This is a genomic window from Glaciecola sp. MF2-115, from assembly GCF_047250385.1.
In the GTDB taxonomy this organism is placed as follows: domain Bacteria; phylum Pseudomonadota; class Gammaproteobacteria; order Enterobacterales; family Alteromonadaceae; genus Glaciecola.
Genome location: NZ_JBLBVM010000056.1, coordinates 76,811 through 101,048, shown reverse-complemented (window position 1 = coordinate 101,048; position 24,238 = coordinate 76,811). Strand labels below are relative to the sequence as shown.

At 39.6% G+C, this 24,238-nt stretch carries 24 protein-coding genes; 11 read left to right on the top strand and 13 right to left on the bottom strand.

The annotated features are described in order from the left end of the window. The first annotated feature begins 22 nt into the window (after positions 1-22). The 9 genes from fabG to ACKLNX_RS15665 all read left to right on the top strand — a co-directional run bounded on the left by fabG (position 23) and on the right by ACKLNX_RS15665 (position 7,843). Positions 23-760, top strand: coding sequence for a 3-oxoacyl-ACP reductase FabG (fabG, locus tag ACKLNX_RS15705; protein ID WP_412973027.1), 738 nt, complete (start codon positions 23-25; stop codon positions 758-760). Positions 761-950: 190 nt separating this feature from the next. After that, positions 951-1,190 (top strand): acyl carrier protein, encoded by a 240-nt coding sequence (gene acpP, locus ACKLNX_RS15700; RefSeq protein WP_014108719.1) that lies wholly within the window; start codon positions 951-953, stop codon positions 1,188-1,190. A gap of 76 nt (positions 1,191-1,266) precedes the next feature. Further along, positions 1,267-2,511, top strand: a complete 1,245-nt coding sequence (gene fabF, locus ACKLNX_RS15695; protein WP_412973026.1) for a beta-ketoacyl-ACP synthase II — start codon at positions 1,267-1,269, stop codon at positions 2,509-2,511. Positions 2,512-2,652: 141 nt separating this feature from the next. Then, positions 2,653-3,510, top strand: coding sequence for an aminodeoxychorismate lyase (pabC, locus tag ACKLNX_RS15690; protein ID WP_411693768.1), 858 nt, complete (start codon positions 2,653-2,655; stop codon positions 3,508-3,510). Between the two features lie 17 nt (positions 3,511-3,527). Further along, the gene (gene mltG, locus ACKLNX_RS15685; protein ID WP_411693769.1) at positions 3,528-4,565 is read left to right on the top strand and encodes an endolytic transglycosylase MltG; all 1,038 of its coding nucleotides are present in this window, start codon (positions 3,528-3,530) and stop codon (positions 4,563-4,565) included. Further along, on the top strand, positions 4,565-5,233 hold the full coding sequence (tmk, locus tag ACKLNX_RS15680) for a dTMP kinase (RefSeq protein WP_412973025.1): 669 nt from the start codon (positions 4,565-4,567) through the stop codon (positions 5,231-5,233). Before mltG ends, tmk begins: the two co-directional genes overlap by 1 nt. Then, positions 5,233-6,255: an AAA family ATPase gene (locus ACKLNX_RS15675; RefSeq protein WP_411693771.1), complete on the top strand. Its 1,023-nt coding sequence runs from the start codon at positions 5,233-5,235 to the stop codon at positions 6,253-6,255. The genes tmk and ACKLNX_RS15675 overlap by 1 nt, the downstream gene beginning before the upstream one ends. Before the next feature lie 60 nt (positions 6,256-6,315). Further along, a complete protein-coding gene (locus ACKLNX_RS15670) occupies positions 6,316-7,095 on the top strand; it encodes a TatD family hydrolase (RefSeq protein WP_411693772.1) in 780 nt (259 codons plus the stop codon). Continuing rightward, positions 7,088-7,843 (top strand): pyridoxamine 5'-phosphate oxidase family protein, encoded by a 756-nt coding sequence (locus ACKLNX_RS15665; RefSeq protein WP_411693773.1) that lies wholly within the window; start codon positions 7,088-7,090, stop codon positions 7,841-7,843. The genes ACKLNX_RS15670 and ACKLNX_RS15665 overlap by 8 nt, the downstream gene beginning before the upstream one ends. Positions 7,844-7,997: 154 nt before the next feature. Here the strand turns inward: ACKLNX_RS15665 and ACKLNX_RS15660 are convergent, their stop codons facing one another. The 7 genes from ACKLNX_RS15660 to ACKLNX_RS15630 all read right to left on the bottom strand — a co-directional run bounded on the left by ACKLNX_RS15660 (position 7,998) and on the right by ACKLNX_RS15630 (position 15,535). After that, positions 7,998-8,435 (bottom strand): hypothetical protein, encoded by a 438-nt coding sequence (locus ACKLNX_RS15660; protein WP_411693774.1) that lies wholly within the window; start codon positions 8,433-8,435, stop codon positions 7,998-8,000. Between the two features lie 73 nt (positions 8,436-8,508). Beyond that, positions 8,509-9,117: a sulfite oxidase heme-binding subunit YedZ gene (locus tag ACKLNX_RS15655; RefSeq protein ID WP_411693775.1), complete on the bottom strand. Its 609-nt coding sequence runs from the start codon at positions 9,115-9,117 to the stop codon at positions 8,509-8,511. Positions 9,118-9,126: 9 nt separating this feature from the next. Beyond that, on the bottom strand, positions 9,127-10,134 hold the full coding sequence (gene msrP / locus ACKLNX_RS15650; RefSeq protein ID WP_412973024.1) for a protein-methionine-sulfoxide reductase catalytic subunit MsrP: 1,008 nt from the start codon (positions 10,132-10,134) through the stop codon (positions 9,127-9,129). Positions 10,135-10,198: 64 nt separating this feature from the next. Continuing rightward, positions 10,199-11,530 (bottom strand): anti-phage deoxyguanosine triphosphatase, encoded by a 1,332-nt coding sequence (locus tag ACKLNX_RS15645; protein ID WP_412973023.1) that lies wholly within the window; start codon positions 11,528-11,530, stop codon positions 10,199-10,201. A gap of 54 nt (positions 11,531-11,584) precedes the next feature. Then, the gene (locus ACKLNX_RS15640; RefSeq protein WP_412973022.1) at positions 11,585-13,516 is read right to left on the bottom strand and encodes an ATP-binding protein; all 1,932 of its coding nucleotides are present in this window, start codon (positions 13,514-13,516) and stop codon (positions 11,585-11,587) included. Positions 13,517-13,600: 84 nt separating this feature from the next. Further along, positions 13,601-14,191 (bottom strand): 5'-deoxynucleotidase, encoded by a 591-nt coding sequence (gene yfbR, locus ACKLNX_RS15635; RefSeq protein ID WP_411693779.1) that lies wholly within the window; start codon positions 14,189-14,191, stop codon positions 13,601-13,603. Between the two features lie 129 nt (positions 14,192-14,320). Next, the gene (locus ACKLNX_RS15630) at positions 14,321-15,535 is read right to left on the bottom strand and encodes a pyridoxal phosphate-dependent aminotransferase (RefSeq protein ID WP_411693780.1); all 1,215 of its coding nucleotides are present in this window, start codon (positions 15,533-15,535) and stop codon (positions 14,321-14,323) included. A gap of 172 nt (positions 15,536-15,707) precedes the next feature. Here ACKLNX_RS15630 and ACKLNX_RS15625 point away from each other — a divergent pair, with 172 nt between their 5' ends. After that, the gene (locus ACKLNX_RS15625) at positions 15,708-16,238 is read left to right on the top strand and encodes a lecithin retinol acyltransferase family protein (RefSeq protein WP_411693781.1); all 531 of its coding nucleotides are present in this window, start codon (positions 15,708-15,710) and stop codon (positions 16,236-16,238) included. A 135-nt stretch (positions 16,239-16,373) separates the two neighbouring features. Then, on the top strand, positions 16,374-17,168 hold the full coding sequence (locus tag ACKLNX_RS15620) for a DUF2189 domain-containing protein (protein WP_412973021.1): 795 nt from the start codon (positions 16,374-16,376) through the stop codon (positions 17,166-17,168). Positions 17,169-17,202: 34 nt separating this feature from the next. Here ACKLNX_RS15620 and ACKLNX_RS15615 read toward each other — a convergent pair whose 3' ends face one another. The 6 genes from ACKLNX_RS15615 to cmoA all read right to left on the bottom strand — a co-directional run bounded on the left by ACKLNX_RS15615 (position 17,203) and on the right by cmoA (position 24,113). Next, a complete protein-coding gene (locus ACKLNX_RS15615; RefSeq protein ID WP_412973020.1) occupies positions 17,203-18,987 on the bottom strand; it encodes a sugar phosphorylase in 1,785 nt (594 codons plus the stop codon). Between the two features lies 1 nt (position 18,988). Then, positions 18,989-20,218, bottom strand: coding sequence for a glycosyl transferase (locus ACKLNX_RS15610; protein ID WP_411693784.1), 1,230 nt, complete (start codon positions 20,216-20,218; stop codon positions 18,989-18,991). Positions 20,219-20,233: 15 nt separating this feature from the next. Further along, positions 20,234-21,106 (bottom strand): HAD-IIB family hydrolase, encoded by an 873-nt coding sequence (locus tag ACKLNX_RS15605; protein ID WP_412973019.1) that lies wholly within the window; start codon positions 21,104-21,106, stop codon positions 20,234-20,236. Continuing rightward, a complete protein-coding gene (locus ACKLNX_RS15600) occupies positions 21,084-21,995 on the bottom strand; it encodes a hypothetical protein (RefSeq protein WP_412973018.1) in 912 nt (303 codons plus the stop codon). The genes ACKLNX_RS15605 and ACKLNX_RS15600 overlap by 23 nt, the downstream gene beginning before the upstream one ends. Before the next feature lie 395 nt (positions 21,996-22,390). Then, positions 22,391-23,359, bottom strand: a complete 969-nt coding sequence (gene cmoB / locus ACKLNX_RS15595) for a tRNA 5-methoxyuridine(34)/uridine 5-oxyacetic acid(34) synthase CmoB (protein ID WP_412973017.1) — start codon at positions 23,357-23,359, stop codon at positions 22,391-22,393. A 1-nt stretch (position 23,360) separates the two neighbouring features. Continuing rightward, entirely contained in the window at positions 23,361-24,113 is a 753-nt protein-coding gene (gene cmoA / locus ACKLNX_RS15590; protein WP_411693790.1) for a carboxy-S-adenosyl-L-methionine synthase CmoA, read from the bottom strand. Positions 24,114-24,238: the final 125 nt, after the last annotated feature.

Genomic DNA, 24,238 nt, shown 5'->3' with positions numbered 1-24,238 from the left:
TTTATCTGTTGGAAGGAAAGATATGTCAAGTTTGAATGGAAAAGTAGCTTTAGTTACCGGCGCAAGCCGAGGTATTGGTAAAGCGATTGCCGAAAAACTAGTTTCAATGGGAGCGACGGTCGTTGGAACAGCCACAAGCGAAAACGGTGCTAATGCAATATCTGAATACCTAGCTGAAAACGGTAGCGGAAAAGTGTTAAATGTGACTGATGATGCGTCAATGACTGAACTATTGTCACAAATTAATGAACAATATGGCGCCATCGACATCTTAGTTAACAATGCGGGTATTACTAGAGACAACTTGTTAATGCGTATGAAGGATGACGAGTGGAACGACATCATTCAAACTAATTTAACCTCTGTTTTTAAATTATCAAAAGCTGTATTACGCGGCATGATGAAGAAGAAACATGGTCGAATTGTAAATATCGGTTCAGTAGTCGGTTCATCTGGTAATGCAGGGCAGTCGAATTACTCGGCAGCGAAAGCTGCAGTTATTGGTTTTAGTAAATCAATGGCGAGAGAAATTGCTTCACGTGGTATTACGGTAAACGTTGTATCACCTGGTTTCATTGATACTGATATGACAAAAAGCTTAACGGACGAACAAAAAGAATCAATTTTTAAAGATATTCCAGCAAATCGTTTGGGCTCCCCAAAAGAAATTGCTGCAACTGTTGGTTTTTTGGTCAGTGATGAGGCAGGATACATTACCGGTGAAACGATCCATGTAAATGGTGGCATGTACATGTCATAAGTGCTAATCTATTGTTTTAACTGCAATTGTTAGTATAATAAAAAAAGAAGTTGTTGTTTTAGCAAGCAAACTTGTTGTAAAGTTGTGGTTTGACCACAATGATTATTGCGGGAATGTCTTGCAAGCAGTTAGGTAGGCAAATAAACTACCCCTAGAATTTTTATAAGGTACGTAAAGGAAACCTGAAATTATGAGTAACATCGAAGAACGTGTAAGAAAAATCATTATCGAACAACTTGGCGTAAAAGAAGAAGAAGTAAAATCTGAAGCCTCTTTTGTTGATGATTTAGGTGCAGACTCTTTAGACACAGTTGAGCTAGTAATGGCTTTGGAAGAAGAATTTGATACTGAGATTCCTGATGAAGAAGCAGAGAAGATCACAACAGTTCAATCAGCTATTGATTACATCAACGCTAATAAAGACGCGTAATTGAATCTTTAGAAAAACGGCTCTTTACGGGCCGTTTTTTCATTTCTGAGTTTTACAAAAAAGTATGGAGACTATCATGACTAAACGTCGTGTAGTGGTAACCGGTATTGGGATGCTATCCCCACTTGGTAATGATGTTGATACGACTTGGAGCAACATCCTAGCGGGCAATAGTGGTATTTCCGATATTACTCGATTTGATGCGTCAACGTTTTCAACTCGCTTTGCAGGTGAAGTAAAAGACTTCAATCCTGAAGATTATATTTCTAAAAAAGAAACTAAAAAGATGGATCGCTTTATCCAACTGGGTATAGCTGCAGGCATGCAAGCTCTGCGTGATGCACAGATTGATATCGAGAAAGTCGACCCTGAAAGAATTGGTGTAGCAATTGGCTCTGGTATCGGCGGTTTAGAGCTGATTGAAGAAAACCATAGCAAACTGATTCATAGTGGCCCAAGAAGAGTATCTCCATTCTTTGTTCCATCAACGATTACCAACATGATTTCAGGCTTTATTTCGATTATGGAAGGCTTGAAAGGACCAAATTTAAACATTGTTACTGCATGTACTACCGGTGTTCATAACATCGGCATTGCTGCGCGCACTATTGCTTACGGTGACGCTGACGGTATGTTAGCTGGCGGAGCTGAAGCTGCTATCACGCCGCTTTCAATCGCTGGCTTTGGTGCGGCAAGAGCGCTGTCTTCAAATAACGAAAATCAGCAGCAAGCAAGCCGCCCTTGGGACAAGGACAGAGATGGTTTTGTTATGGGCGAGGGCGCTGGCGTAGTCATGCTTGAAGAGTATGAGCATGCGAAAGCTCGTGGTGCTAAAATTTATGCTGAATTAGTGGGCTTCGGTATGAGTGGTGATGCGTATCACATGACTTCACCTCCTGCTAATGGTGAAGGTGCTGCTTTAGCAATGAAAAATGCACTTAAAGACGCAAGTGTTGAGCCGAAACAAGTCGGTTACATCAATGCACATGGTACATCGACCCCAGCGGGTGACGTAGCCGAAGTGAGTGCAGTAAAGACTATATTTGGTGAAGATGCTTACAACGTAAAAGTGAGCTCAACGAAATCTATGACTGGGCATTTACTGGGCGCCGCGGGTTCAGTTGAAGCCATCTTTACAATTTTGGCATTAAGAGACTCTACTGCACCACCTACTATCAATCTTGATAACCCAGGTGAAGGCTGCGATTTAGACTTTGTGGCCCATAAAGCAGCCAAATTTGATGCAGACTATGCTTTATGTAACTCATTTGGCTTCGGCGGAACGAACGGATCGTTACTGTTCAAGAAGTGGACTTCATAATTAGTCGTTTTTGATAACGAAAAACTAGTTAAGAATGACAACAATTTGTTATGATTGAAAGCCACGTTATCGTGGCTTTTTTTTCGCTATGCTAAAAGGGACAATCTTGATTACTACTTCTAAGTTCATGGTTAGAGCAAGATGAATTTCATACTATCTGAAAGTCCATCATTAAAAAATCGTGCATTGAACTATGGCGATGGTTGTTTTAGTACGATGTTAAGTAATAAGGGTAGTGTAGAGCTGATAGATTGGCACGTAGCCAGGTTAATCAGAGATGCCAAACTATTACATATTCTTAATGAAGATGTGTCGATAAGCCCGCAAGAACTAAAACAAGTCATAACAAACATCGCTTCAGAGGGCTTTGCTAATAAGCTTTGTAATCCGACGACAGAATGGCAAATCATTAAATTACTTATCATAAGAGGCGATAGCGACAGAGGTTATGCACCGAGTTCTAATAGTCTTCCGGTACTCGTTCCATCCATACAGAATTATACAAAGCCACTATCAAGTTCGATAAAGCTTGGTATTGCTGATCTTAAATTAGCCTCGCAACCGATATTGTCGGGTGCTAAACACTTGAACCGTATAGAGCAGGTGATGGCTAAACTAGAATTAAAGAAACATGCAAATGTTGATGACCTAGTGTTAAGCGATGGTAGAGGAATGATAATTGAATTAACATCATCTAATCTTTTCTACCTTGTTGATGGTGTATGGCACACTCCCAGTGTTACGCAGTCGGGAGTCGATGGTGTTGCACGGCAATTTATTGTGGATTATATGCAAAGGAATAATATTGTGTGTGTAGTTTCTGATATGCACTTAAGCGTATTAAAAGATGTTGAAGCGGCGTTTAGTTGTAATGCGGTGACAAAAGTAGTCCCTGTTGAAAGCATCCAAATTAATAAGCAGGTAATTCAGTTGAACACACAAAAGAGTCGCAGTTTTGCTGATAAAATTAATGAAGAAGTAGCATTGAGTTCATCATGAAAAAGATTGCCTTATATATGTTTACATTACTGTTACTCACTGGAGTTTCAGCATTTTTGCTTTATCAGCACATTGATCAGTTTGGGAACGAAAATTCGTTTACTGGTATAGACTCTGAAGTTCTTGTATTGCAATTGAAAAAGGGAGACTCAGCTAACTCACTGCTCAGAAAGTTAGAAGCAAAAGGCGTTTTTTCAGAAGCATTATTAGCGAAACTCTGGATAAAGCTGCATCCTGAATATAATGTTGTAAAAAAGGGATATTATGAATTCCGCACCGGCACTAGCCTAGAAAATATTTTCAGCGATATATCAGCAGGTAAAGTCAGGCAGTTTTCAATTACGCTGATAGAAGGCTTGACTTTAAAACAGTGGTTGAACGCATTAAAAGACAACAGGGCGATTGTTTATGATATAAGCACGACAGACGCACTGTACGAGCAAATAGTTAACACCCCATCAGACACAAATGACGGTACTAATGCATCTTTTTGTAATAACCAATATCGTGCACTAGAAGGTTGCTTGCTGGCGAACACGTATTTCTTTGATTACGAAACTAAGGCTTCGCAGATTATTCAGCGAGCATACAATAGTATGCAGAAAGTTATAAGTGAGGCATGGCAAAACCGATATTTAGACACTGCTTATAAAACACCTTACGAAATGTTAATAATGGCTTCTATTATTGAAAAAGAAACAGCTGTTGAGAGCGAGCGTGGATTGATATCGGGTGTTTTTGATAATAGATTGAAACGCAATATGCGCTTGCAAACAGATCCAACAGTCATCTACGGCATAGGTGAAAGCTTTGATGGCAATTTAACGCGCAAGCACTTGCGTGAAAAAACGGCTTATAATACTTATGTTATTAAGGGTTTGCCCATTACTCCAATCGCAATGGCAGGTCCAGCATCTATAAATGCTGCCGCGCAACCAGAAATGACTGAGGCTGTATATTTTGTTGCACGTGGTGATGGCACTCACCAATTCTCAGAAACGTTGGCTGAACACAATGCTGCCGTTCGCCAATTTCAATTGAAAAAAGGAAAATAATGAACCCATCATTTATTGTTGTCGAGGGTTTAGAGGGAGCTGGAAAGAGCTCTGTGATCGCATTAATCAAAGCTTTCTTAGAAGGTAAAGGCCTCGGTGTTGAGTGTGTGCGTGAGCCTGGTGGTACGCCAATGGCTGAAGCCATCAGAGATTGCGTAAAACAAACATGGGATGAAGAGGTAACTCAAGAAACTGAGTTACTGCTTATGTATGCAGCGCGCAGCCAGTTAGTTAGAAACGTAATTCAACCAGCATTAAAGAGCAATAAATGGGTTATTGGTGATAGACATGATATGTCATCGCTCGCTTATCAAGGCGGCGGAAGAGGGATTGATTTGGAGGTACTGACAACTCTAAGAAAAATGACCTTAGGTAGCTTTGAGCCAGATTTAGTCTTGTATCTTGATGTTGAACCGAGTGAAGGGCTTGCGAGAGCGAGAGGACGCGGCGAACTAGATCGGATTGAACTATCAGGCCTAAACTTCTTCGAGCAAGCGCGTAAAACCTACAAAATGATTGTTGAAGCATCTGATAAAGCAATACAAATTGATTCCATGCAAACGATGGAAGCAGTTCATGCTGATGTCGTTAGTGCATTGGAGTCGTGGTTCAACACTCAGAAATCTTCAAACCCAACTGGCAAAGCCAACAGTGCAGGAAAGACATAATGTATCCATGGTTACAGTCAGCTTTTGAAACACTCTTAAAACGCTATCAGGATGACAAACTGCATCATGGTTTGTTGTTTATGGGACCAGTTGATTTAGGTAAAACCAATCTATGTCAGGAATTAGCAAAAGCTTTATTGTGTAAGACGGTAACTAATAGTCAGATAAAAACGAATGTTGATGCCAGTGTTAATGTTGGCGTTGATGGGAATATAGGCTTGTTTGGTGATGACCATCAGCCCAATGAAATCAGTTATTCTAACAATATAGACTTAAACGCATGTGGCACATGTAAGTCGTGTTTATTAATTGATGCAGGCTCTCATCCTGATTTACACATTATTACAACCGAGAAGTCGCAAATTGGTGTAGATGCTATCAGGCAAGCAATTTCTAAAGTTTCCCAAACGGCGCAATTAAGTGGAAATAAAGTTGTTATCATTCCACAAATCGAATCAATGTCTGAGTCAGCTAGTAACGCACTGTTAAAGACTTTAGAAGAACCTACTTCTAATACTTATTTACTGATGACGACGAATGAATTACAACGTTTACTACCGACTATTCTGAGTCGCTGTGAGAAAATTACGGTGCCAACTCCGACTTACGAACAAAGTTGCCAATGGTTAAGCGCGTTTGACATTCAGCTGCCAACTAAAGAAGCGTTAATCGCTCATGGTTCATCACCAGTAACTTTTAAACGAGAGCTTGAAGATCCAGATAGCCTTGGTTTTGATGATTTCAAGGCAACAAAAGAAGGTATCGTCAATGGCAGTGATAGCGCAAATAGGGCGGCCCAAAAATGGCAGTCCGATGCCACAAAAGTCGCTAAATGGCTGGCTCAACACTGGCTTGAAAAATATAAGAGTACTGAAAGCGAAGTCGCTTACGAAAACTATCAAGCTTGTATCCTTGCAGCAAAGCGCATGCATCATCCTGGCCTGAATAAGTCACTCATTATTGCACCCTTGTTCGCGCAATTAAGAGCCGTTTCCAGTAATCAATTTAGTAGCAAAATATAAAGCTTAGAAACACTGCCTGCTTTAATTGCAGTGAACATTATAAAAATTTGGAGATAATCATTGTTTGTAGATTCACATTGCCATTTAGATAGACTGAAAAAGAACGATAGCGAGCTCGCTAAAACCGTTGCTGCAGCAAGTAAAAGAAAAGTGGAACATATGCTATGTGTTGCCGTCTCGGTGAAAGAGTTTTCTGATATGAAGGCTCGTGTTGCAAAGTTTGATAATGTCTCGATGTCATGTGGTGTGCATCCTCTGCACAATGAGGACGTTTGTTCGTATTCAGAACTACTCGCTCAAGTTCAAGCTGATGATGTGGTCGCCGTAGGAGAAACCGGGCTCGATTATTTTTATAGTGAAGAAACGAAAGACATCCAAAAAGATTCTTTTGTTGATCACATAAAAGCTGCCAATGCGGTGAAGAAACCTTTGATCATTCATACTAGGAATGCTCATAAAGATACCATTAATTTACTAAACGAACATAGAGATCCTTCAACGATTGGTGTTTTACATTGTTTCACCGAGTCACTTGAAATGGCGAAAGAAGCAATTGAGATGGGTTTTTATATTAGTATTTCAGGCATTGTTACTTTTGCCTCCGCGAAAGAGCTGCAAGAGACCGTAAAACAGATTCCTCTTGAGCGATTACTTATTGAAACTGATAGTCCATGGTTGGCGCCAGTACCTCACCGAGGTAAAGAGAATGAGCCAGCAAACGTTGTCGATGTCGCATACTTTATTGCTGAATTACGTGGTATCTCAGTAACAGAATTAGCGGCAGCTACTACTGAAAACTTCTACCGTCTTTTCTCTTTGGTTAAAAAACCAAATGTCTAAGCTTCAAGCACCTGATTGGAAAATCAGGCTTGATAAAAGCCTGAATTCAAATAAAGGTCAATCTCATTCTAAGTTTTACCAAGTAGCTAGTGTCACTGCTGATGGTATGCCGAAAAATAGGACGATGGTGTTCAGAGGCTTCTTAGCAAACTCTGAAAAGTTTGTGTCAGTAACAGATATTAGAAGCGACAAAATTAAAGAGTGGGAAAGCAGTTCATCGCAAAAATTTGAAATATGTTGGTACTTTGTTGAATCAAGGGAGCAATATCGTATTTCTGGTCATGTCCAAATTCTTTCATCAGACAGTGTTATTAGTCATATTGAATCTGCTGACAACAAGCAATCAAAGTCTGAAGCGGCTTCGCTAATAAGAGAGCAATGGAATAAATTATCCAAAGCAGCGAAGGAACAGTTTTATTGCGCAGAGCCTAAAGCGCCTTTTGATGATGAATTAGATATCCAGCCTAGCGAGCTTCAAGACGGCAACTTGGAGAATGTTCATGGTGTATCGAACAATGAAGGAAATGCAACAAATTGTGGTTATACGAACGAGACAAGTAAGGAATCACAAATTAGTAAGACGGAGAATAACAGTAGAGCTGATAAGGCTTTAGATATTAGTGAAAATTTTTGCGTTGTCATATTTATTCCAACTTCCGTTGATTACCTTAATCTGCTTGCTGAACCGCACTATAGAAGTATTTCGAAACAAGAAAACAATTGGTTGGAGAGTAGAGTAAATGCTTAAAGTTTAAAAACACAATTCGTCGGTTTTTTAGTTTCTGTATGATTAGTCTCTTATACGCTTGTACCTGCTAAAACTAGCTATTGCTTTTACTAGCGAATACAAAACCATGTAATTCTAATACTAGCTTATGCTAAAACCAGATAATGCTATAATGCTAGGCCTTTTCTAGTTCATCAGACTGACTCACATTAAATTCCACGCTATCACAAATAAACTCCAACTCAGTGCCGCTAAACATTGCCATTTGCTTTAGCATTCTAATTTGATGCAACGGAAGGACTTCATCACTGTAAATACAGTCACAGGTTTTTGCGAAGAGTAGTCGTTCGATAACATCAAAAGCGCTGAGAGTTTTACTAGGACTAATATTTAAAACTAGCTTATGAGACGCTTTTAGTTTTGTTGATGTAGATACATGAGCAATCCACCTAGTTCTTCTCATAGTAGATGTTTGTAATTGAAATGTTTTAGCGCTAAATGAGGCATGGCTCATTGAACCTTGTTGGACAGAGGTGTGCATATTTGGCTTACCAACGAACAAAGTATTCACTACAGGGTTGATTGTTTTACTGTTAGCTGATTGAATTTGCATTTTAATTTCCTGCTGTCTGTTTATCCACTATGTGTATACATACAGTAGTACTGTATAAATAAACATGCAAGTACTATTTGAACAATTTTTTTATTTTTTGCCTCCTAAGGTAAAGTAAGAACGCCGAGAAGCTTAGATAAATAGCTGGTTCATACCATGCTGACTTCACTAACCAAAGGTAATGCAGGCCGCCAAGTATCACGGCTACATAGCTTAAACTATGTAAAGTAAACCAAGAACTTCCCATTTTTTTCTTGAGTACAGTGATAGATGTTATGGATAAGACAATTAAGATGATTAAATTTAGAAAGCCAACAGTAATATAGGGGCGCTCTATGATCTCGTTTAGAACAAGTTTCATTTCAAACTGCAATTCAAATGCAACGAATACCAAAAAATGAGCGAATGCATAAACAGCAGCATAAAGCCCAAGAGGGCGCCGAAGTGGGATGAGCTGTGCAAATTTAGTTTGCATGGCTAATGGGCTAATAATCAAACTCATCACAAGCAGGTTCAGCGCACCTATGCCTGTGAAGTCCAGAAGGGCTTGTACAGGATCGCCACCTAAGTTATCTGTAATGCCCTGATAGAAAACATAAATCAACCAAGAGCTGGCAATAGCATGAAGTATATACCGGCTACTGTTCATGACTTTATGGGGCAAGCGTATTGGTTTAGACATCGCTAGCATTTAGTAAAATTTTCTCAAATCTAGGCCCTTGTACAATGGAGCGACTTCTTCATATCCATTGAACGGGAGGGTATCAATTCTATTTTGTTCAAATAAACCACCGCTGACGATCCTTCTTTCTCGTGCTTGCGACCACCTAGGGTGATCTACTTTTGGATTCACGTTTGCATAGAAGCCATATTCATCCGCTGCAAGTGTCTGCCAAGTAGTAGGAGGCTGTTTATCAGTTAATACAATTTTTACGATAGATTTAATGCTTTTAAAGCCATACTTCCAAGGAACAACAAGTCTTATTGGGGCGCCATTTTGTGGGGGTAGAGTCTTACCATACATGCCTACACTGAGCATCGTAAGTGGCTGCATTGCCTCATCAAGCCTTAAACCTTCTACATAAGGATAGTCTACACCGCCACCAATAAAGCGACTTGATTGTCCCGGCATCTGCTTTGGGTCGTATAGGGTTTGGAACGACACATATTTTGCTTTGCTAAGTGGCTGCGCTTTTTTAATGATGTTTGCCAACGAGAAACCAATCCAAGGTATTACCATCGACCAAGCTTCAACGCATCTAAGTCGATATATCCTTTCTTCTAAAGAAAACATAGAAAACAAATCTTCGTAAGCTAAGGTTAATGGCTTCTCAACTAGGCCTTCAACTTTGAGCGTCCATGGATTGACTTTAAAGTCTTGTGCTTTTTCAACAGGATCGCCCTTACCGGTACCAAACTCGTAGAAGTTATTGTAGGTCGTCGCTTTCTCCTCAGGGGTGAGGATATCGCTTGTTGCTTTAGCTTTCGTAAAATCAAGAGGTGACGTCACAAATTTGCTTGCTTCATCGCTATTAAACCAATCAAAGGGGCCAGCATTGGCACTTCGGGCTGTCGCAAGAAGCGAGCCAGCTCCTACGTAACCCAATGTCTTTAAAATTGCTCTGCGTTCTTTGTAAACGGATTCATCAGTCACATCGTTTTCGGTTAAGCCATTAGCCTTACGAAAATTAAAAATCATGCTTGCTTCCTTTTAAAGTAGCTTGTTAAAGTACATGACCTTGTATTTATCGTTTCACTTTCATCTATGGCGTTAATGAATCCATGACTGAATTCGATTTTGGTAAGAAAAGGTGATTGTAAAGTCTAGTCGCGTACTCGTCAGTCATTCCAGAAATGTAGTCGGCTAACACTCGATGTTTTTCGTTTTCAGTTTCTGCTTCCATCCAACGTTGTCCAGTATTTGTGGGCAACAACCTCTCTGGTTCAGAACTAAATGCTTCGAACAGAGCCATTACTATCTGTTGACCTTTATACTCTAAAAGTTGGATTTCGGGTTTTCTGATCACATAATTAAACACAAAAGACTTAAATAAACCGAGGGCGATTTGATAGTTTTTAGCGAAACAAGCATTAAAATCGATAATATCGGCTTCAAACATATCTTGTTTTTCTATACTTATTGCTGTGATGAAGCAATTAACCAATGCACCTATCGCATTCTTTCTTTCATAAGGTGCTGCACTGAATAAATTATTAGTTAAATCATCTATTTGAGTGGAAAGCCAGGGTAGGTTTAAAGTTTTGATTGGGCTAACGACTTCTTGCTCAAAAGAGTCACGCGTAACCATAGACATCACAATTGCATCCTCTAAATCGTGAATTGCATAGGCAATATCGTCAGCTAATTCCATGATGGAGCAGTCTATCGATTTAAAAAGTGTTTTCGCGTGTTGTTCTTTTCGTTCTGCGATATTACTAAACAGATTACGGTCACCTTTACTAAGAGGTGAGACGACCCATTCAAATGCATCTTTATCACATAAATACAGACCCTTGGGTGGATGCCATTGTTTTGATTTTACTAAGCGGTGAGAATCAGGCTTTTCTGCTAGCAAGGTCGAATTAGTTAATTCATCGATGTAATTTGGGTATTTAATTAAACCTAATAAAGTGCGGCGCGCTAAATTCATACCATCAACAGGACTATAGGTTTCTAGTTTAGTCAGTATCCGGAAGGTTTGACCATTACCTTCAAAACCGCCGTGTTCATGCATCATATAATGCAAAGCAATTTCACCGCCGTGACCGAAAGGAGGGTGACCAATATCATGGGCTAAGCACAAACTTTCGATAAGATGTTCATCGATGCCCAGTCTAGTCGATAACTCAGGTTGTTTTTGTGCCAACTGCGCCGCGATGCCGGTACCAATTTGTGCGGCTTCTAAAGAATGCGTTAAGCGTGTTCGATAAAAGTCACTGATCCCAATGCCAAGAACCTGAGTTTTCGCCTGTAAACGTCTAAATGCAGCGGAATGCATGATGCGTGCTTTATCGCGCTGATAAGCGTTCCGGTGATCACCATCACGTTTTTCTAAACGAGTAAGTCGTCTGTCTGTCCATTTGTTGCTATGCATAACATTATTCCTAGCCGCGCTGTATTATTAAAATTTTATGAGACTTCGAATTGGCTAAATACTGGCTAATACGTCGTAAAAACTATCAAACATAATTGGTTTTTCAATTATGTCTGTAAACCCAGCATTAAAATAACTCTTTTTGTCTTCTTTTGTCATTTCTGTCACGAGCGCAATTATTGGTATTGTCTTATTTTCGTACCTAATTTTTTCACATACCTGCAGTCCGTCGATGAATGGAAGTTGAAGGTCGAGAATAATCATAGTGATTGATTTTTTCTTGCGATAGAGGGCTAGAGCCTGTTTACCATCAATAGCAAAGTCCAGGATAGCTTTCGTTGGCCGTAACAATTGTTGTATGGTTTTAACGTTATCTTCATTGTCTTCAGCATACAGGATATGTTGGTGCGATAAATCAGGGACGGCATCACTTAGTTGATTTCCCCCTAAATTATTCACGTGTTCTCCAATGACAGGCATTGGTAAAGTTAGGCGAAACTCAGAGCCGATACCTATTTTGCTATTAAGGTCTATATTACCACCCATTAACTCAGCTAATTTGGCGCTGATTGCTAAGCCAAGACCCGCACCACCAAATTGTCGAGTTGTGCTTTCATCAGTTTGTCTGAATGCTTCGAAAATAAGCTTTGTATCTTCGGGAGATATGCCTATTCCCGTATCTTTTACTCTTACTTCAATATTATTTTTGTCCCCCGAAAGACTAACCAGAACTTGTCCGTGCGAAGTGAATTTCACAGCATTAGAAATTAGATTATTGACTATTTGATTAAACCTTATTGGATCACCAAGTCGATTGTTTTTAAATCCATTTGCAATATCAACTATCAGTTCAGTTCCTTTATTCAGCAGAGGGTGGTGTTTCGCGACTGCATTTTCAATCAACTGTGGAATGTCTATGTCAATTTTTTCGATATTCATCTTTTGTGAATCGGCTTTGGACAAATCTAAAACGTCATTAACAGTGCTCAATAACTCATTGGACGATGTATTTGCCATTTGCAGGATAGATTGAATTTCGTCATTGAAGTTAAAACTTTCCAATATTTGCAAAGCTCCCATTATGGAGTTTAATGGTGTTCTTAACTCATGGCTGACATTAGCGATAAAGCGTGCTCTTGCAGCATTAGCATCTTCGACCATCATTTCATGCTTTTGGACTAAACTTGCTTGCTCTAACAATGCTTGTTTGCAAAGCTCTAATTCTGTTACGTCTTGGCATGTACCCATAACTCTAACTATTTTATCCAACTCGTTGCGATAAAAGCGTGCAGTTAACTGTATAAATTTTTGCTTGCCTAAAGAGCTTCTAAATCGAAAGGTTTTATCAATCCACTCGTCATTAGCTGGAAGCCTATTTACAACGTCAAAACTCTTAATGAACTTATCTTGCTGACTTGCTTCAATAAGCTTTAACCAATCTGAGAATTGCAGTACTTGGCCCGATTTAGGTACGTCGAATAAAGCATACATTGCTTCATCCCAATATAATTCATTGCTAACTGTTAAGTATTCCCACGTACCTGCTTTACTAGCGTTGAGAGCCATCTGAATGCGATCTTGTTGATTGGGTTGATGATCATTGGATTTTTGGGGTTCTGAATTACTGCTCAGTTTTTGAAAGAAGCCAATACGAGACAATCCATCATCTGTTTCCACAAATTCGCAGCAATAACGGAAAACATTGGTTTCATTAGCGGTGTTGAAGCTCGGCAGCAAAACATCGATTGGAATACGTTTATTTTCGCTGATATTAATCCGGTTTTTTATAATTTGTTGTGCAGGCTCAGAAAGAGAGGGGATTTCCCATTCCTGACATGGGATGTGTTTAATTGCCTGCAAGTCTAAAAGTGTGACGAGTGAGTCTGACCAAACGCTAGTTTGGTTATGGTAATTGTGTTTGAAACTTCCGGTTTTAGTATATTTTTCTATCAATCGTCTCTGGGCGAGATTAGAGGATAGTGACATTTGAATACAGTTCCATTGTTAGACGTTAATAAACACTTTTAGCTTATGAATCCTACTGTATTTGATTTTGTTATAATTTCACAGTTATTCTGCAAGTTGATCGACACTTACAAAACATTTTTCTTTAAATATCGTTAAGAAATAGTCTACTTCTGGCATTGTGCGTTGATACTCACCAAGCATTTTCTCCAATCTAGTTTTCACATGTGAAAACTCGGCATTTTGAAAGCTGAGCTCATCACAAGCTTTCAGATATGCAGATATAAGATCGGCGGCTTTAACCAATGTTTTGTATTCTTCTTCCACTTCCTTTTGTACCAATAATGGTTTGAAAGTAGCTTGCAACTCCTTGGGTAGGGTTTTTAAACACTCAAGCTCGGCCATCTCCTCAATCTTTTTGAATTCACGTGTTAAATCTGGGTTGTGATATTTTGTGACGTGATTGATATCTTGCAGTTTCGTTTCAGACACTTCATGGTACAAGGCAATTGTCGCGGCTTTTTCAGCATTTAGCTTACCATCGAAGTAGGTGTTTCGAATAACGGCTAACAGGTGTGCGATTACGGCTACTTGATGACTATGCTCCGCAACGTTTTCACTTTTTACAGAGTGCATGAGTGCCCACCGCTTAATAAGCGGCATACGGAGGATCCATGCTAGAAATGCACTATTCATTTATTTTTATTCCTTGCAGCTTTTTTGCCACTGTCATGTTTTTAAATTAGTTCGTTAATAAAGATGTTTATTACAATTAATTGCTTTTACTTGTCGACAAACGCTTTTGTCCTTGGCTACCGACAGTCGCTATTGTTGATAAGCATTAAAAAAGCGTTTCATTTGACTCAAGGCGGGTGTTAACTGCTCTTTGTGAGGCAAGAAGACAAGTCTAAAGTAACAACCATCTTGTAAGTTGAATGCGCTTCCATGTACCAATAGTATTTTTTCTTTGTTAAGCAAATCCAACACCATGTTGACATCACTTGAGATGTTGAATTTTTTGGCGTCAACACTTGCAAAGCAATACATTGCACCCATTGGCTTAACGCAATTAATCCCATCAATTTCATTTAACCCTTCATAGGCTAAATTACGCTGTGAAAGTAAACGTCCTTCACCCCGCACGAGATCATTAATACTTTGATAACCGCCTAATGCAGTTTGAATAGCATGCTGACATGGAACATTGGCACACATGCGCATGGAAGACAGTATTGTTAGGCCATCTATGTAGCTTTTTGCTGATTGCTTATTGCCACTAACTAACATCCAGCCGGCTCTAAATCCTGCGACGCGATAATTCTTACTCAGCCCGCTAAAAGTGACGCAGAATAAATCAGGAGCTAACGACGCAATACAAGTGTGTTTAGCATCGTCGTATAAAATTTTATCGTAGATTTCATCGCTATATATAATCAAGTTATGTTTTCTGGCCAAATCGGCTATCTGATTCAGCAAATCTTCACTGTATACCGCACCAGTTGGATTGTTTGGATTTATGATGACAATCGCTTTAGTGTTTTTGCTTATTTTGGATTCGATGTCTGCAATATCTGGAAACCAATCTGCTTTCTCGTCACAACGATAATGCACTGCGGTGCCTGAGGATAGATTCACGGCTGCTGTCCAAAGTGGGTAGTCAGGGGCAGGGAGTAATACTTCATCTCCACTATTTAGCAATGCTTGCATGGAGAGCATAATCAATTCACTGACGCCATTCCCTAAATAGATATCTTTTACTTGAATATCCTGAATACCCATTTGCTGATAATACTGCATCACCGCAACTCTAGCGCTGTAAATACCCTGAGCATCTGTATAGCCTTGGGCGCTCGGTAACTGGTAAATAACATCTTTCAAAATATCGTCTGGTGCTTCAAAGCCAAATGGGGCCGGATTTCCGATATTGAGCTTTAGAATACGCTCACCAGCTTCTTCCATCTTATTTGCTTGTTCTAATATTGGGCCGCGAATATCGTAGTAGACATTCGCTAACTTATTAGAGCGATTGATTTTTTTCATTAATAACGGTCTTACGGCTGGTGTATATGTATGTACGTTTAGAATAGTACAGCTAGCACCTCGTGTTAAGAGGGGATGACAAATTTTGTCACATTTTTTATCACCCCAAATAGGGACTTTTGTCGTAGTATCAAATGACCTTCGTAAAATTGTCTTTGAATTGGAGAAATATATGCCCGCTCCTTTGATATGGTTAGGTGCAGCCTGTATAGGACTATATGCCTCTAACAGAGCTAATAACGCTTACTTAAAAAGCACTAATACAGTTGCTAAATTACCTGGCGAATCGGCAAGAAAAGTAGTACCTCGAAATGGAGCAATCGTTACCTGTGGCATTTATGGCGTGCTGGATCATACAGGAATTTGGGTTGACGGTAATATTTATGAATTAAGTGGCGCTGGCTTAATACGGACAGTGTCTCCGGAGCGCTTTTTACAAAATAGAAGTGGGGACAATATATACGTGGCATGTGATGAACATTTCAAACCACTTGCGGCTAAAGAGGTTGCACAAAGATGTCAGGAAAATCTGTTTGGTTTGAGGGACTATCACGTACTCAATAATAACTGCCATCAATTTGTCCTAGAGATGTTGACCGGGGAACGCGCTGCTATTACAAGTTTCACAGAATTGAATGAAGCTATTTCTGCGCTTTTTCTAAGTGCAATTCATTGGCATCAAGCGAAAGTCAATTTTCGTTGAGTATTTTTTGAACTAAAAGGCATTCTAGCTTAGTATAAAGTTAAGATATCGACAAACTGATTCAAATCAAGGTTCAATATCCTAATTCAATTATACTCCGCAATGACTTAATTATTACGCTTAATAGGAGATGCTATGTCACAGCAGTTCGAAGAGTCACCAGAAACAGCAATTGAAAATAGCGGTATTGCCCGAGTAATACCTTGTAGAAAATTAGAAGTGTTCGATTCAATAAAATGGCTTGCATTAGCCATTAACGACTATAAACGTGCTCCTGTTATAAGCTTGACCTATGGGCTTATATTTACTCTCATTCCTTGGCTCATTTTTTACTTAATTGATTCAACGGGTTGGTACATGATTATATTCCCAGCCATGGTGTGTTTCATGTTAATTGGTCCATATTTAGCTGCAGGACTTTATGATGTGGCGTGGCAGTTTGAGAAAAAGAATAAGCCATCATTTCGACATTCATTAAAGGCTATGTCCAGAAATGCGGTGAATGAATGGGGTTTTGCGATTCTACTTATGGTACTGATGATATTTTGGTTGCGAATCGCTTCCCTGATTCATGCTTTGTACCCAGCACACGAAGCCTACACATTAAGTAGTTTGGCGCCGTTTTTGTTGGTGGGAACGTTAGTGGGAGTGGGACTTACGGTTTTGGTTTTCTTCATTACAGCATTTACCCAGCCGATATTATTGGAGCGTCGTGTTGACTTGGCTACAGCAGTATTAACGAGTATGAATGCTGTTTGGTTAAACAAGAGAGCGATGTTCTTTTGGGCTTTCGTTATTTGTTTGTCGGTTTTTATCGGCTTTGTAACGTTTTTCTTAGCATTCTTAGTGATAATGCCCATTATTGGCTACGCGAGTTGGCATGGTTACATTGACACCATAGAAGTAAAAAGAGAACGGACCTACGAATAGAGCTTTATGAACAAACTTAATAGGGTCACAGTCTTTAAACTGTGACCTTATTTGAGATCCACATTGTCTGATATGGCTCTAATTTTAAGTTATTAATCGTTGTATCAATCAGACTCTCTTCAATTAAATCAAACCAGTGATTATTTTCTATTAGGTTTATGTCTGATAAAGCAATTTCTTGCTTTGTATCTGTGATATTCGATAAACAAAAAATACTTTGATGCCTATTAATGCTTTGACGCCAATAGCCAAATATATGGGGGCCTAACTGCAAGGTAAACTGTGTTGCATTGGGGTGAAAAGCGGCTTGAGAGCGCCTTATTTTTATCAATTCACTTAAGGCATTCAGTATTTTCGCATGAGAGCTATCAGCGGTACTCAATTCATGAAGAAGGCGTTTATAGTCCCAGCGGTGACGGTTTATACTTCTGTTTTGTCCTGTATGTAATACTTTTTCTTCGTCGTTTGGCGTACCAATTAAGGAGTGAATGTAGATGCCTGGAATGCCTTCTAGGCCAAGCATGATGGTGTGTGCACATAAATATCTTTGAATTTGATATTGATCAGGACCTTTCAAAGTTCCTTTCATTGCGTCAATTAACGCTATATTTATTTCATACGGCTTTTGTTGAGCATTGTCAGCTTGTCGCCACGATATCTTGCCACCAAATTGTTGCATACAATTTGCTAATTCTGTTATTTCAGAATCGTCTAATAATCCCTCAGCTGGACGCAAGCCAATACCATCATGTGAAGCAATGAAGTTGAAATATGTCGTACCGTTTTGTGCTGGAGGCATTCTCATCATCCAAGTTTTTAGGTACTGACAATCACCGCTAACTAATGTGTTGATTAAAAGTGGTGGCAAGGAAAAATTATAAATAGCATGAGCTTCGTTAGCGTTACCAAAGTAGGTCAGGTTCTCTACGTTAGGAATATTTGTTTCTGTGATAATAATAGTGTCGGGCTCAGCATGTTCAATAAGCGTTCTAATGAGTCGAACGACTTCATGGGTTTGGGGCAAATTGATACTCGGGCTGCCTGGTACTTTCCATAAAAACGCAATAGCGTCTAAACGAAAGATTTTCGTTCCCTTGTCCAAATATAAGCGAATAATGTCAATAAAACTCACAAGAACCTTGGGATTCCGGAAGTCAAAATCGACCTGATCATGACTAAAGGTACACCAGACATGCTTAATTCCGTTTGCGGTATCCACTTCTTTTAGTAGGCTGGAGGTTCTTGGTCTTACAACTTTGCTTAAATCATCATCTGGTGATGCAGTGAAGAAGTAATCGTTACCGACGCCATCTTGCTTGCAAAAATTTTCGAACCATTGACTACGGGCAGAACAGTGATTGACGACTAAATCGGTCATTAATCCATATTGCTCAGAAATAGCTTCAATATCGTTCCAATCACCGAGGCTTTGATTCACGACTGAATAGTCGATAATCGAGAATCCATCATCAGAGCTGTATGGGAAGTAGGGTAAAATATGAACATGACTAATGATTGAATGACAATATTCATTTATGAATCGAAGCAAAGTACTTAAAGGCTTCTGGCTGAGACCCAGTTCGACTCCAGCACTGTTTTCGATAATGCTATCACCATAGGTGATCATGATAATATCTGATTCGTCCCAGCGATTCTTGTGTGGCGTGGGGTAATGGCATTCTTCTTCGGAGTTAACACCAATACTTATCTGTAAACGCGTTACAAGCTCATCTAATTCTTGCTCTTTTAAAATGCCATCGTAAATAAAGTCTAAATGATGCTTCACTTTGGCTTTAAATTGAAGAAAATGACTATCCATATTAACGTCCTTTACTAAATTCTTGAAAGTCTTCCTCAACGGCATTTTTAAGGCACTCGAGCACATCTGGCTTAGCGCTAACAACTCGGTTCCAACTGGGTATAAATGGCGTTTCCATTGGGTTTTCCAAGAAGTTTTGACCTGCTTTCATGATGTTATGAGCAAACATTTCAACGGCTTTTTCTTCAGCATGTATATCTAATTTTAAACCGTTCATCACTGCATCGTTGTGGTAAGCCTCAACAAAATCTAAAGCAATTCGAAAGTAAGTCGCTTTGATCGTCCTAAATGTCTCGGTGCTAAATGTTGTCCCTTGCGTGGCTAGTTTTCTGAAGAGCGCTTTAGTGATATCAATGGACATTTTAGATAGACCTTGTTGCTCATTATCAAGCGAAAGGTCTTGATGCTTATGATCGTAAGTTTTAGCAATATCCACCTGGCAAAGTCGGTTGTGGGAATAATTGCGATGCATTTCGGATAAAACACCAATTTCTAAGCCCCAATCACTTGGGATACGAATATCATTGAGCACATCGCGTCTGAAAGAAAACTCGCCGGCTAGCGGGTAACGAAAGCTATCCATGAAGTCTAAATAATCGTTAGCACCTAAGGTTCTTTTAAGCGCTCTGAGAAGAGGTGTGACCAACAACCTAGACACACGCCCGTTAATTTTCCCTTTTGCAACACGGGCGTAAAAACCTTTGCAGAATTCATAGTTGAATTGCGGATTTGCAACTGGATAAATCAACTTAGCCAATAACGAACGTTCATAAGTCAGGATGTCACAATCATGCAGCGCGACACTTTCAACTTTGCCTGAAGCTAAGATATAGCCCATGCAATACCAAACGTTTCGACCCTTACCAAGCTCTTTTGGTGCTAAACCTAATTCCTGCAATTCTTTATCAAGCGCTTTTAATCTAGGGCCATCATTCCATAACACGCGGTGATGCTGAGGCAATGTTGAGAAGAAATCGAGGGCATATTTGTACTCGGATTCGCTCGCTCGATCTAAACCAATCACAATTTCGGATAAGTAAGGCACTTTCTTTATATGCTCTATCGTCGCAGGTAAGGCTTCGCCCTCCAATTCGGAGAAAAGTGATGGCAGTATTAAACCTAAAGGGCGTTTTTTTGAAAACTCACTTAACTCGCTTTCTAAATCTTCGATCGAACGTTCTTCCAAATTGTGTAGCGTAGTTACGATACCATTTTGATAAAAATCAGCCACTTGTGACTCCTTAAGTTATTTAATTTGTTTGTTGCTTGCACTAGAGTCCGTTGTTTCAGGAATAAGTTGATCAAGCACCTCGGCCCAACCTTTTGGTCCAAAAAACTCGCTGGTGTATAGGTCTGTTTCTCTATTCAGTATTGGAGGTTCATGTGTAGGAGACGCAATGCGAACAGCGATGTCTGCTTCTTCCAGCATCGATACATCATTGTTGCCATCACCTAATGCGATACTGCAAATAGGAATATTATTGTGTTGCCGTTGATATTCATTAACAAGCCATGTGAGGGCTTTTCCTTTGCTACAATCACCACACACATGAAGGAAGCGACCGCCGCTAACAGGGCGAGCACCAAAGCCTTGTAGAATTGACGTGAACTTTTTGAGTTCCTCGTCGTTTCCACACCAAAGTAAAGGCTCACCGAATTGTCTTTGAGATGAAAGCGTCGCCTCAGTTTCGGTTAGCCCTGTAAGCTCTATAATCCTTTGCAATGTCATATCGTTGAAAGCTTCGAAAAGTTGTCCAAATTCCGGCTTTAGCTTTTGAACTAATCCTAACCAATGGGCGCGTTTCGGGCTGAATGTTTTGATCCAAAATCCATCCTTCCACACACAGTCTCTTGGCTTAAGGGGGAAAAAGTTATTAGGAATAATTACTGCGGCGCCATTCTCAATTACGAAAGGACCATCTAGTCCTATAAGCTGGCGCAGTTCCAAAACCTCTGCAAAGGTTTTGCTCGTGTTTGGGATAATGGGTATTTCAAGGCTAATCAATCGGTCAAGACAAGCTTTTGCATCTGAATGGCTGTAGTCGAAGTGATCAAGTAAAGTGCCATCGAGATCAGTAAAAATGATGGGCTTTTTATTATTCATTGATTGCTTTGGCATGAAGCGTCCCTTGTACAATATTTCTTTGATTGTCTAAAACGAAAATACAATCTGCTTTTTTATCCATAACAGCCAAGGTGTGTACAGTGAGTCGTTGATAGTACTGTATAAAAGAAAGAACTTGGCCTTCATCCATTATTGCTGCTGAATCACTGTTTTTAGTTCGTAATTTTTGTTCTTGCTGAAAGCGCCATGCGAAAACTGAATCAAAATTTGGAGCCTTAAGAAATATCCAAAAATCCATGAAAGAGTAGAGGGGCATGTATTGAGTTTCTAAAGTGGTATTTACATAGTTACGCCAGTGACTATCTGAGTCGTTAATTTTTTCGAACTCATTGATTGGATGCTCGATTGCCGTTGGTGACTGCGGTGGTGTTCCCCAGCACCAACCTTCCATGATGACAATGTCGACGGGCTCTCTCACAAATAGCCACTTGTCTTTACTCGCTCGATCGTCTATTGATTTATCAAATCTTGGAATATCAATTTCTTTACCTGAAGATAAGTTTAAAAACACTGTTTCCATGAGTTTAGTGTCATGAGTGCCAGGTACTCCTCTTGTCTTTAAGAGTGGGTGTTTAGTGGCGGCAAGTACTTCTCGTTCAGATTTTGTTAGATAAAAATCATCAAGTGAGAGTAAGACGGTTTTCGTTTTGTAGTATTCATTTAGCAAGAAGCACAACAGCGCACTCAAGGTAGATTTACCTGATCCCTGACAACCATTGATGCCGACGAAGTATGTCTTTTTACCAACTGCTTTTGATTCATTGTGGTGCATAAAAATTGATTCAGCGAGTGGCGTGAACCATTCTAGTGCAAGATCAAGATAACTGGCTGGCAAGTCTTCTTGGACAATGTATTGCTGAATTAATTTTTTAAGTTCCTGCATGCTAGCCTTATATCGCTTTGAATTAGGGCGTCTACTGCAACGCTTTTACAAAAGAGTCTAAAGAACGTTTGTTAGATTCACTAACGGTTAAACATCTCGATTATAATAAACTACTCTTGAATACATTCTTTCTATTCAAAGACCGTGCCAAGCATATGTTGGAAGTTAGAGAGCACACTGCGACTTCACGAAGTGTTTGAATATAGTGAGTGTTAAAAGTGAAGGCTTAAAAATGAGGGCTTAAAATGAGGGCTGAAAGTAGGCGCTTAAAATCTGGGCAGAAAGTAACTACATAAACTGAGTCCAGAAAGAAAAGGTAGATAAAGAGGGTACAAAAAGAGAGAGGAATATGAAGGCGCCTAATGACGCCTTACAATACTATTTAGCAGGAAATACTACTTTTTGGTTGCTGTGAATACAGCACGTTTTGGGGCTGGGTAGCCTTCAACTGTTAATATCGGATCATTAGGGTCTAAAAAATCCACTAACGAATGGTTGGTCATCCACTCTGTCGCCCTTTGCTCTTCAATCGAAGTGACACTTTCGTCTACCTTCTTGATATCAACAAAACCGACTCTTGATAACCACTGTGCTAAAGCATCACAACTAGGTAAGAACCACACATTACGCATTTGTGCATAACGTTCATCAGGCATAAGCACGGCTTTGTCATCACCGTCTATCACAATAGTTTCTAGTACCAGTTGGCCGCCAGAATTTAACTGCTGCTTTAATTGATACAAGAATTCGATTGGATCTCGGCGATGATAGAGCACGCCCATTGAAAAGACAGTATCAAATGCATCTAGTTGGGGCATATCTTCGATGCCAATTGGTGCAAAGTGGACTTTATGTTGAGGTAAATATTTTTTAAAAATATGAAACTGATAGAAAAACAATTCAGTAGGATCAATACCTACAACAAGTTTTGCTTCCTCGCCCAACATTCGAAATAAATGATAACCACTCCCGCAACCGACATCTAGCACTCTTCTGTCTTTTAGTGGAGCAATATGGGGAAGTACGCGGTCCCATTTCCAGTCTGAGCGCCACTCTGTATCAATATCTATTCCAAATAAGTGGAAAGGACCCTTACGCCAAGGCATAAATTGTTTTAAAACAGACTGAAGATGAGCGCTTTGTCCATCACTAAATGCCGATTCTTGCTCAAATGCAACGCGTGTTTTAAGGTCAAACTTGACTTGATCAATATCGGGTAGTTGTTGTAGCTGCTTTTGCCATCTCTTGGTATCGGCGTTCTTTGAATTGTTCTCCCAGCTTTCAAGCTGCGGGATGAGCGTATGAATCCAGGCTTCTAATTTCGTGTCAATTAGATCTTGGTATAAAGCCGATTTCCAGTTCATATTAAGCTCCCTTGATCGCAAAGAATGAGACGAAGTTAAATTGTTGATACCAAATACTCACTGCGTCAAAGCCGGTTTTTAATAGGCGTTTTTCGTGCACTGAATATTCATCTAAGATCATGACGTTCTCAAGGGCTGTTCGTTTTTGACTTATTTCTAAATCACTGTATCCATTTTCACGTTTAAAATCATGATGTAAGTCTATTATTGCTGAATCCATACTGGCATGGCCGAGTTTAATTTTCTCTGACAAAATTAACACTCCACCTGGTATAAGTGCTTCATACAATTTTGCCATAAGGGCGTCTCTTAATTTTGGCGTGATAAACTGTAAGGTAAAGTTCATGATGATGACCGATGCACTTTCAATTTCAAGATTGAGTATATCGGCTTCTTGAATTTCAATTGGAGTTGCATAGTTATATGAACTGACATGGCGTTGACAACGTTCAACCATGGCAGAACTATTATCCACACCAATAATTTTTACGTCTAATTGCTGATTATGCTTCGCGACTGACAAACTAACCGCACCCAATGAACACCCCAAATCATAAATGTGACTATTCGAAACTGCGAATTTGGAAGCAAGCCTACCGATACCATCAATTATGTTTGCGTAACCAGGCACTGAGCGTTCAATCATGTCAGGGAAGACATCGACTACTTGTCGATTAAAGCTAAAGTCATCGATATTTTCTTGTGGTTTTTGGTAAATACTATCGGCCGATACGTTCTTTTCGAATTCTGACATTGTTTTTTAAAACTTATATTTAAGGTGAGTGTAATATAGCTATGGGATGTTACGCTTAGCTCTGATAATATAATCTTATAGTCATTGAATAGTATATAAAATTCAGCGTAGCTATAAAATAAAAA

Coding starts and splice junctions, on each gene's coding strand:
- fabG (WP_412973027.1), top strand. CDS start 23: ATGTCAAGTTTGAATGGAAAAGTAGCTTTAGTTACCGGCGCAAGCCGA.
- acpP (WP_014108719.1), top strand. CDS start 951: ATGAGTAACATCGAAGAACGTGTAAGAAAAATCATTATCGAACAACTT.
- fabF (WP_412973026.1), top strand. CDS start 1,267: ATGACTAAACGTCGTGTAGTGGTAACCGGTATTGGGATGCTATCCCCA.
- pabC (WP_411693768.1), top strand. CDS start 2,653: ATGAATTTCATACTATCTGAAAGTCCATCATTAAAAAATCGTGCATTG.
- mltG (WP_411693769.1), top strand. CDS start 3,528: ATGTTTACATTACTGTTACTCACTGGAGTTTCAGCATTTTTGCTTTAT.
- tmk (WP_412973025.1), top strand. CDS start 4,565: ATGAACCCATCATTTATTGTTGTCGAGGGTTTAGAGGGAGCTGGAAAG.
- ACKLNX_RS15675 (WP_411693771.1), top strand. CDS start 5,233: ATGTATCCATGGTTACAGTCAGCTTTTGAAACACTCTTAAAACGCTAT.
- ACKLNX_RS15665 (WP_411693773.1), top strand. CDS start 7,088: ATGTCTAAGCTTCAAGCACCTGATTGGAAAATCAGGCTTGATAAAAGC.
- ACKLNX_RS15660 (WP_411693774.1), bottom strand. CDS start 8,435: ATGCAAATTCAATCAGCTAACAGTAAAACAATCAACCCTGTAGTGAAT.
- ACKLNX_RS15655 (WP_411693775.1), bottom strand. CDS start 9,117: ATGTCTAAACCAATACGCTTGCCCCATAAAGTCATGAACAGTAGCCGG.
- msrP (WP_412973024.1), bottom strand. CDS start 10,134: ATGATTTTTAATTTTCGTAAGGCTAATGGCTTAACCGAAAACGATGTG.
- ACKLNX_RS15645 (WP_412973023.1), bottom strand. CDS start 11,530: ATGCATAGCAACAAATGGACAGACAGACGACTTACTCGTTTAGAAAAA.
- ACKLNX_RS15640 (WP_412973022.1), bottom strand. CDS start 13,516: ATGTCACTATCCTCTAATCTCGCCCAGAGACGATTGATAGAAAAATAT.
- yfbR (WP_411693779.1), bottom strand. CDS start 14,191: ATGAATAGTGCATTTCTAGCATGGATCCTCCGTATGCCGCTTATTAAG.
- ACKLNX_RS15630 (WP_411693780.1), bottom strand. CDS start 15,535: ATGAAAAAAATCAATCGCTCTAATAAGTTAGCGAATGTCTACTACGAT.
- ACKLNX_RS15625 (WP_411693781.1), top strand. CDS start 15,708: ATGCCCGCTCCTTTGATATGGTTAGGTGCAGCCTGTATAGGACTATAT.
- ACKLNX_RS15620 (WP_412973021.1), top strand. CDS start 16,374: ATGTCACAGCAGTTCGAAGAGTCACCAGAAACAGCAATTGAAAATAGC.
- ACKLNX_RS15615 (WP_412973020.1), bottom strand. CDS start 18,987: ATGGATAGTCATTTTCTTCAATTTAAAGCCAAAGTGAAGCATCATTTA.
- ACKLNX_RS15605 (WP_412973019.1), bottom strand. CDS start 21,106: ATGCCAAAGCAATCAATGAATAATAAAAAGCCCATCATTTTTACTGAT.
- ACKLNX_RS15600 (WP_412973018.1), bottom strand. CDS start 21,995: ATGCAGGAACTTAAAAAATTAATTCAGCAATACATTGTCCAAGAAGAC.
- cmoB (WP_412973017.1), bottom strand. CDS start 23,359: ATGAACTGGAAATCGGCTTTATACCAAGATCTAATTGACACGAAATTA.
- cmoA (WP_411693790.1), bottom strand. CDS start 24,113: ATGTCAGAATTCGAAAAGAACGTATCGGCCGATAGTATTTACCAAAAA.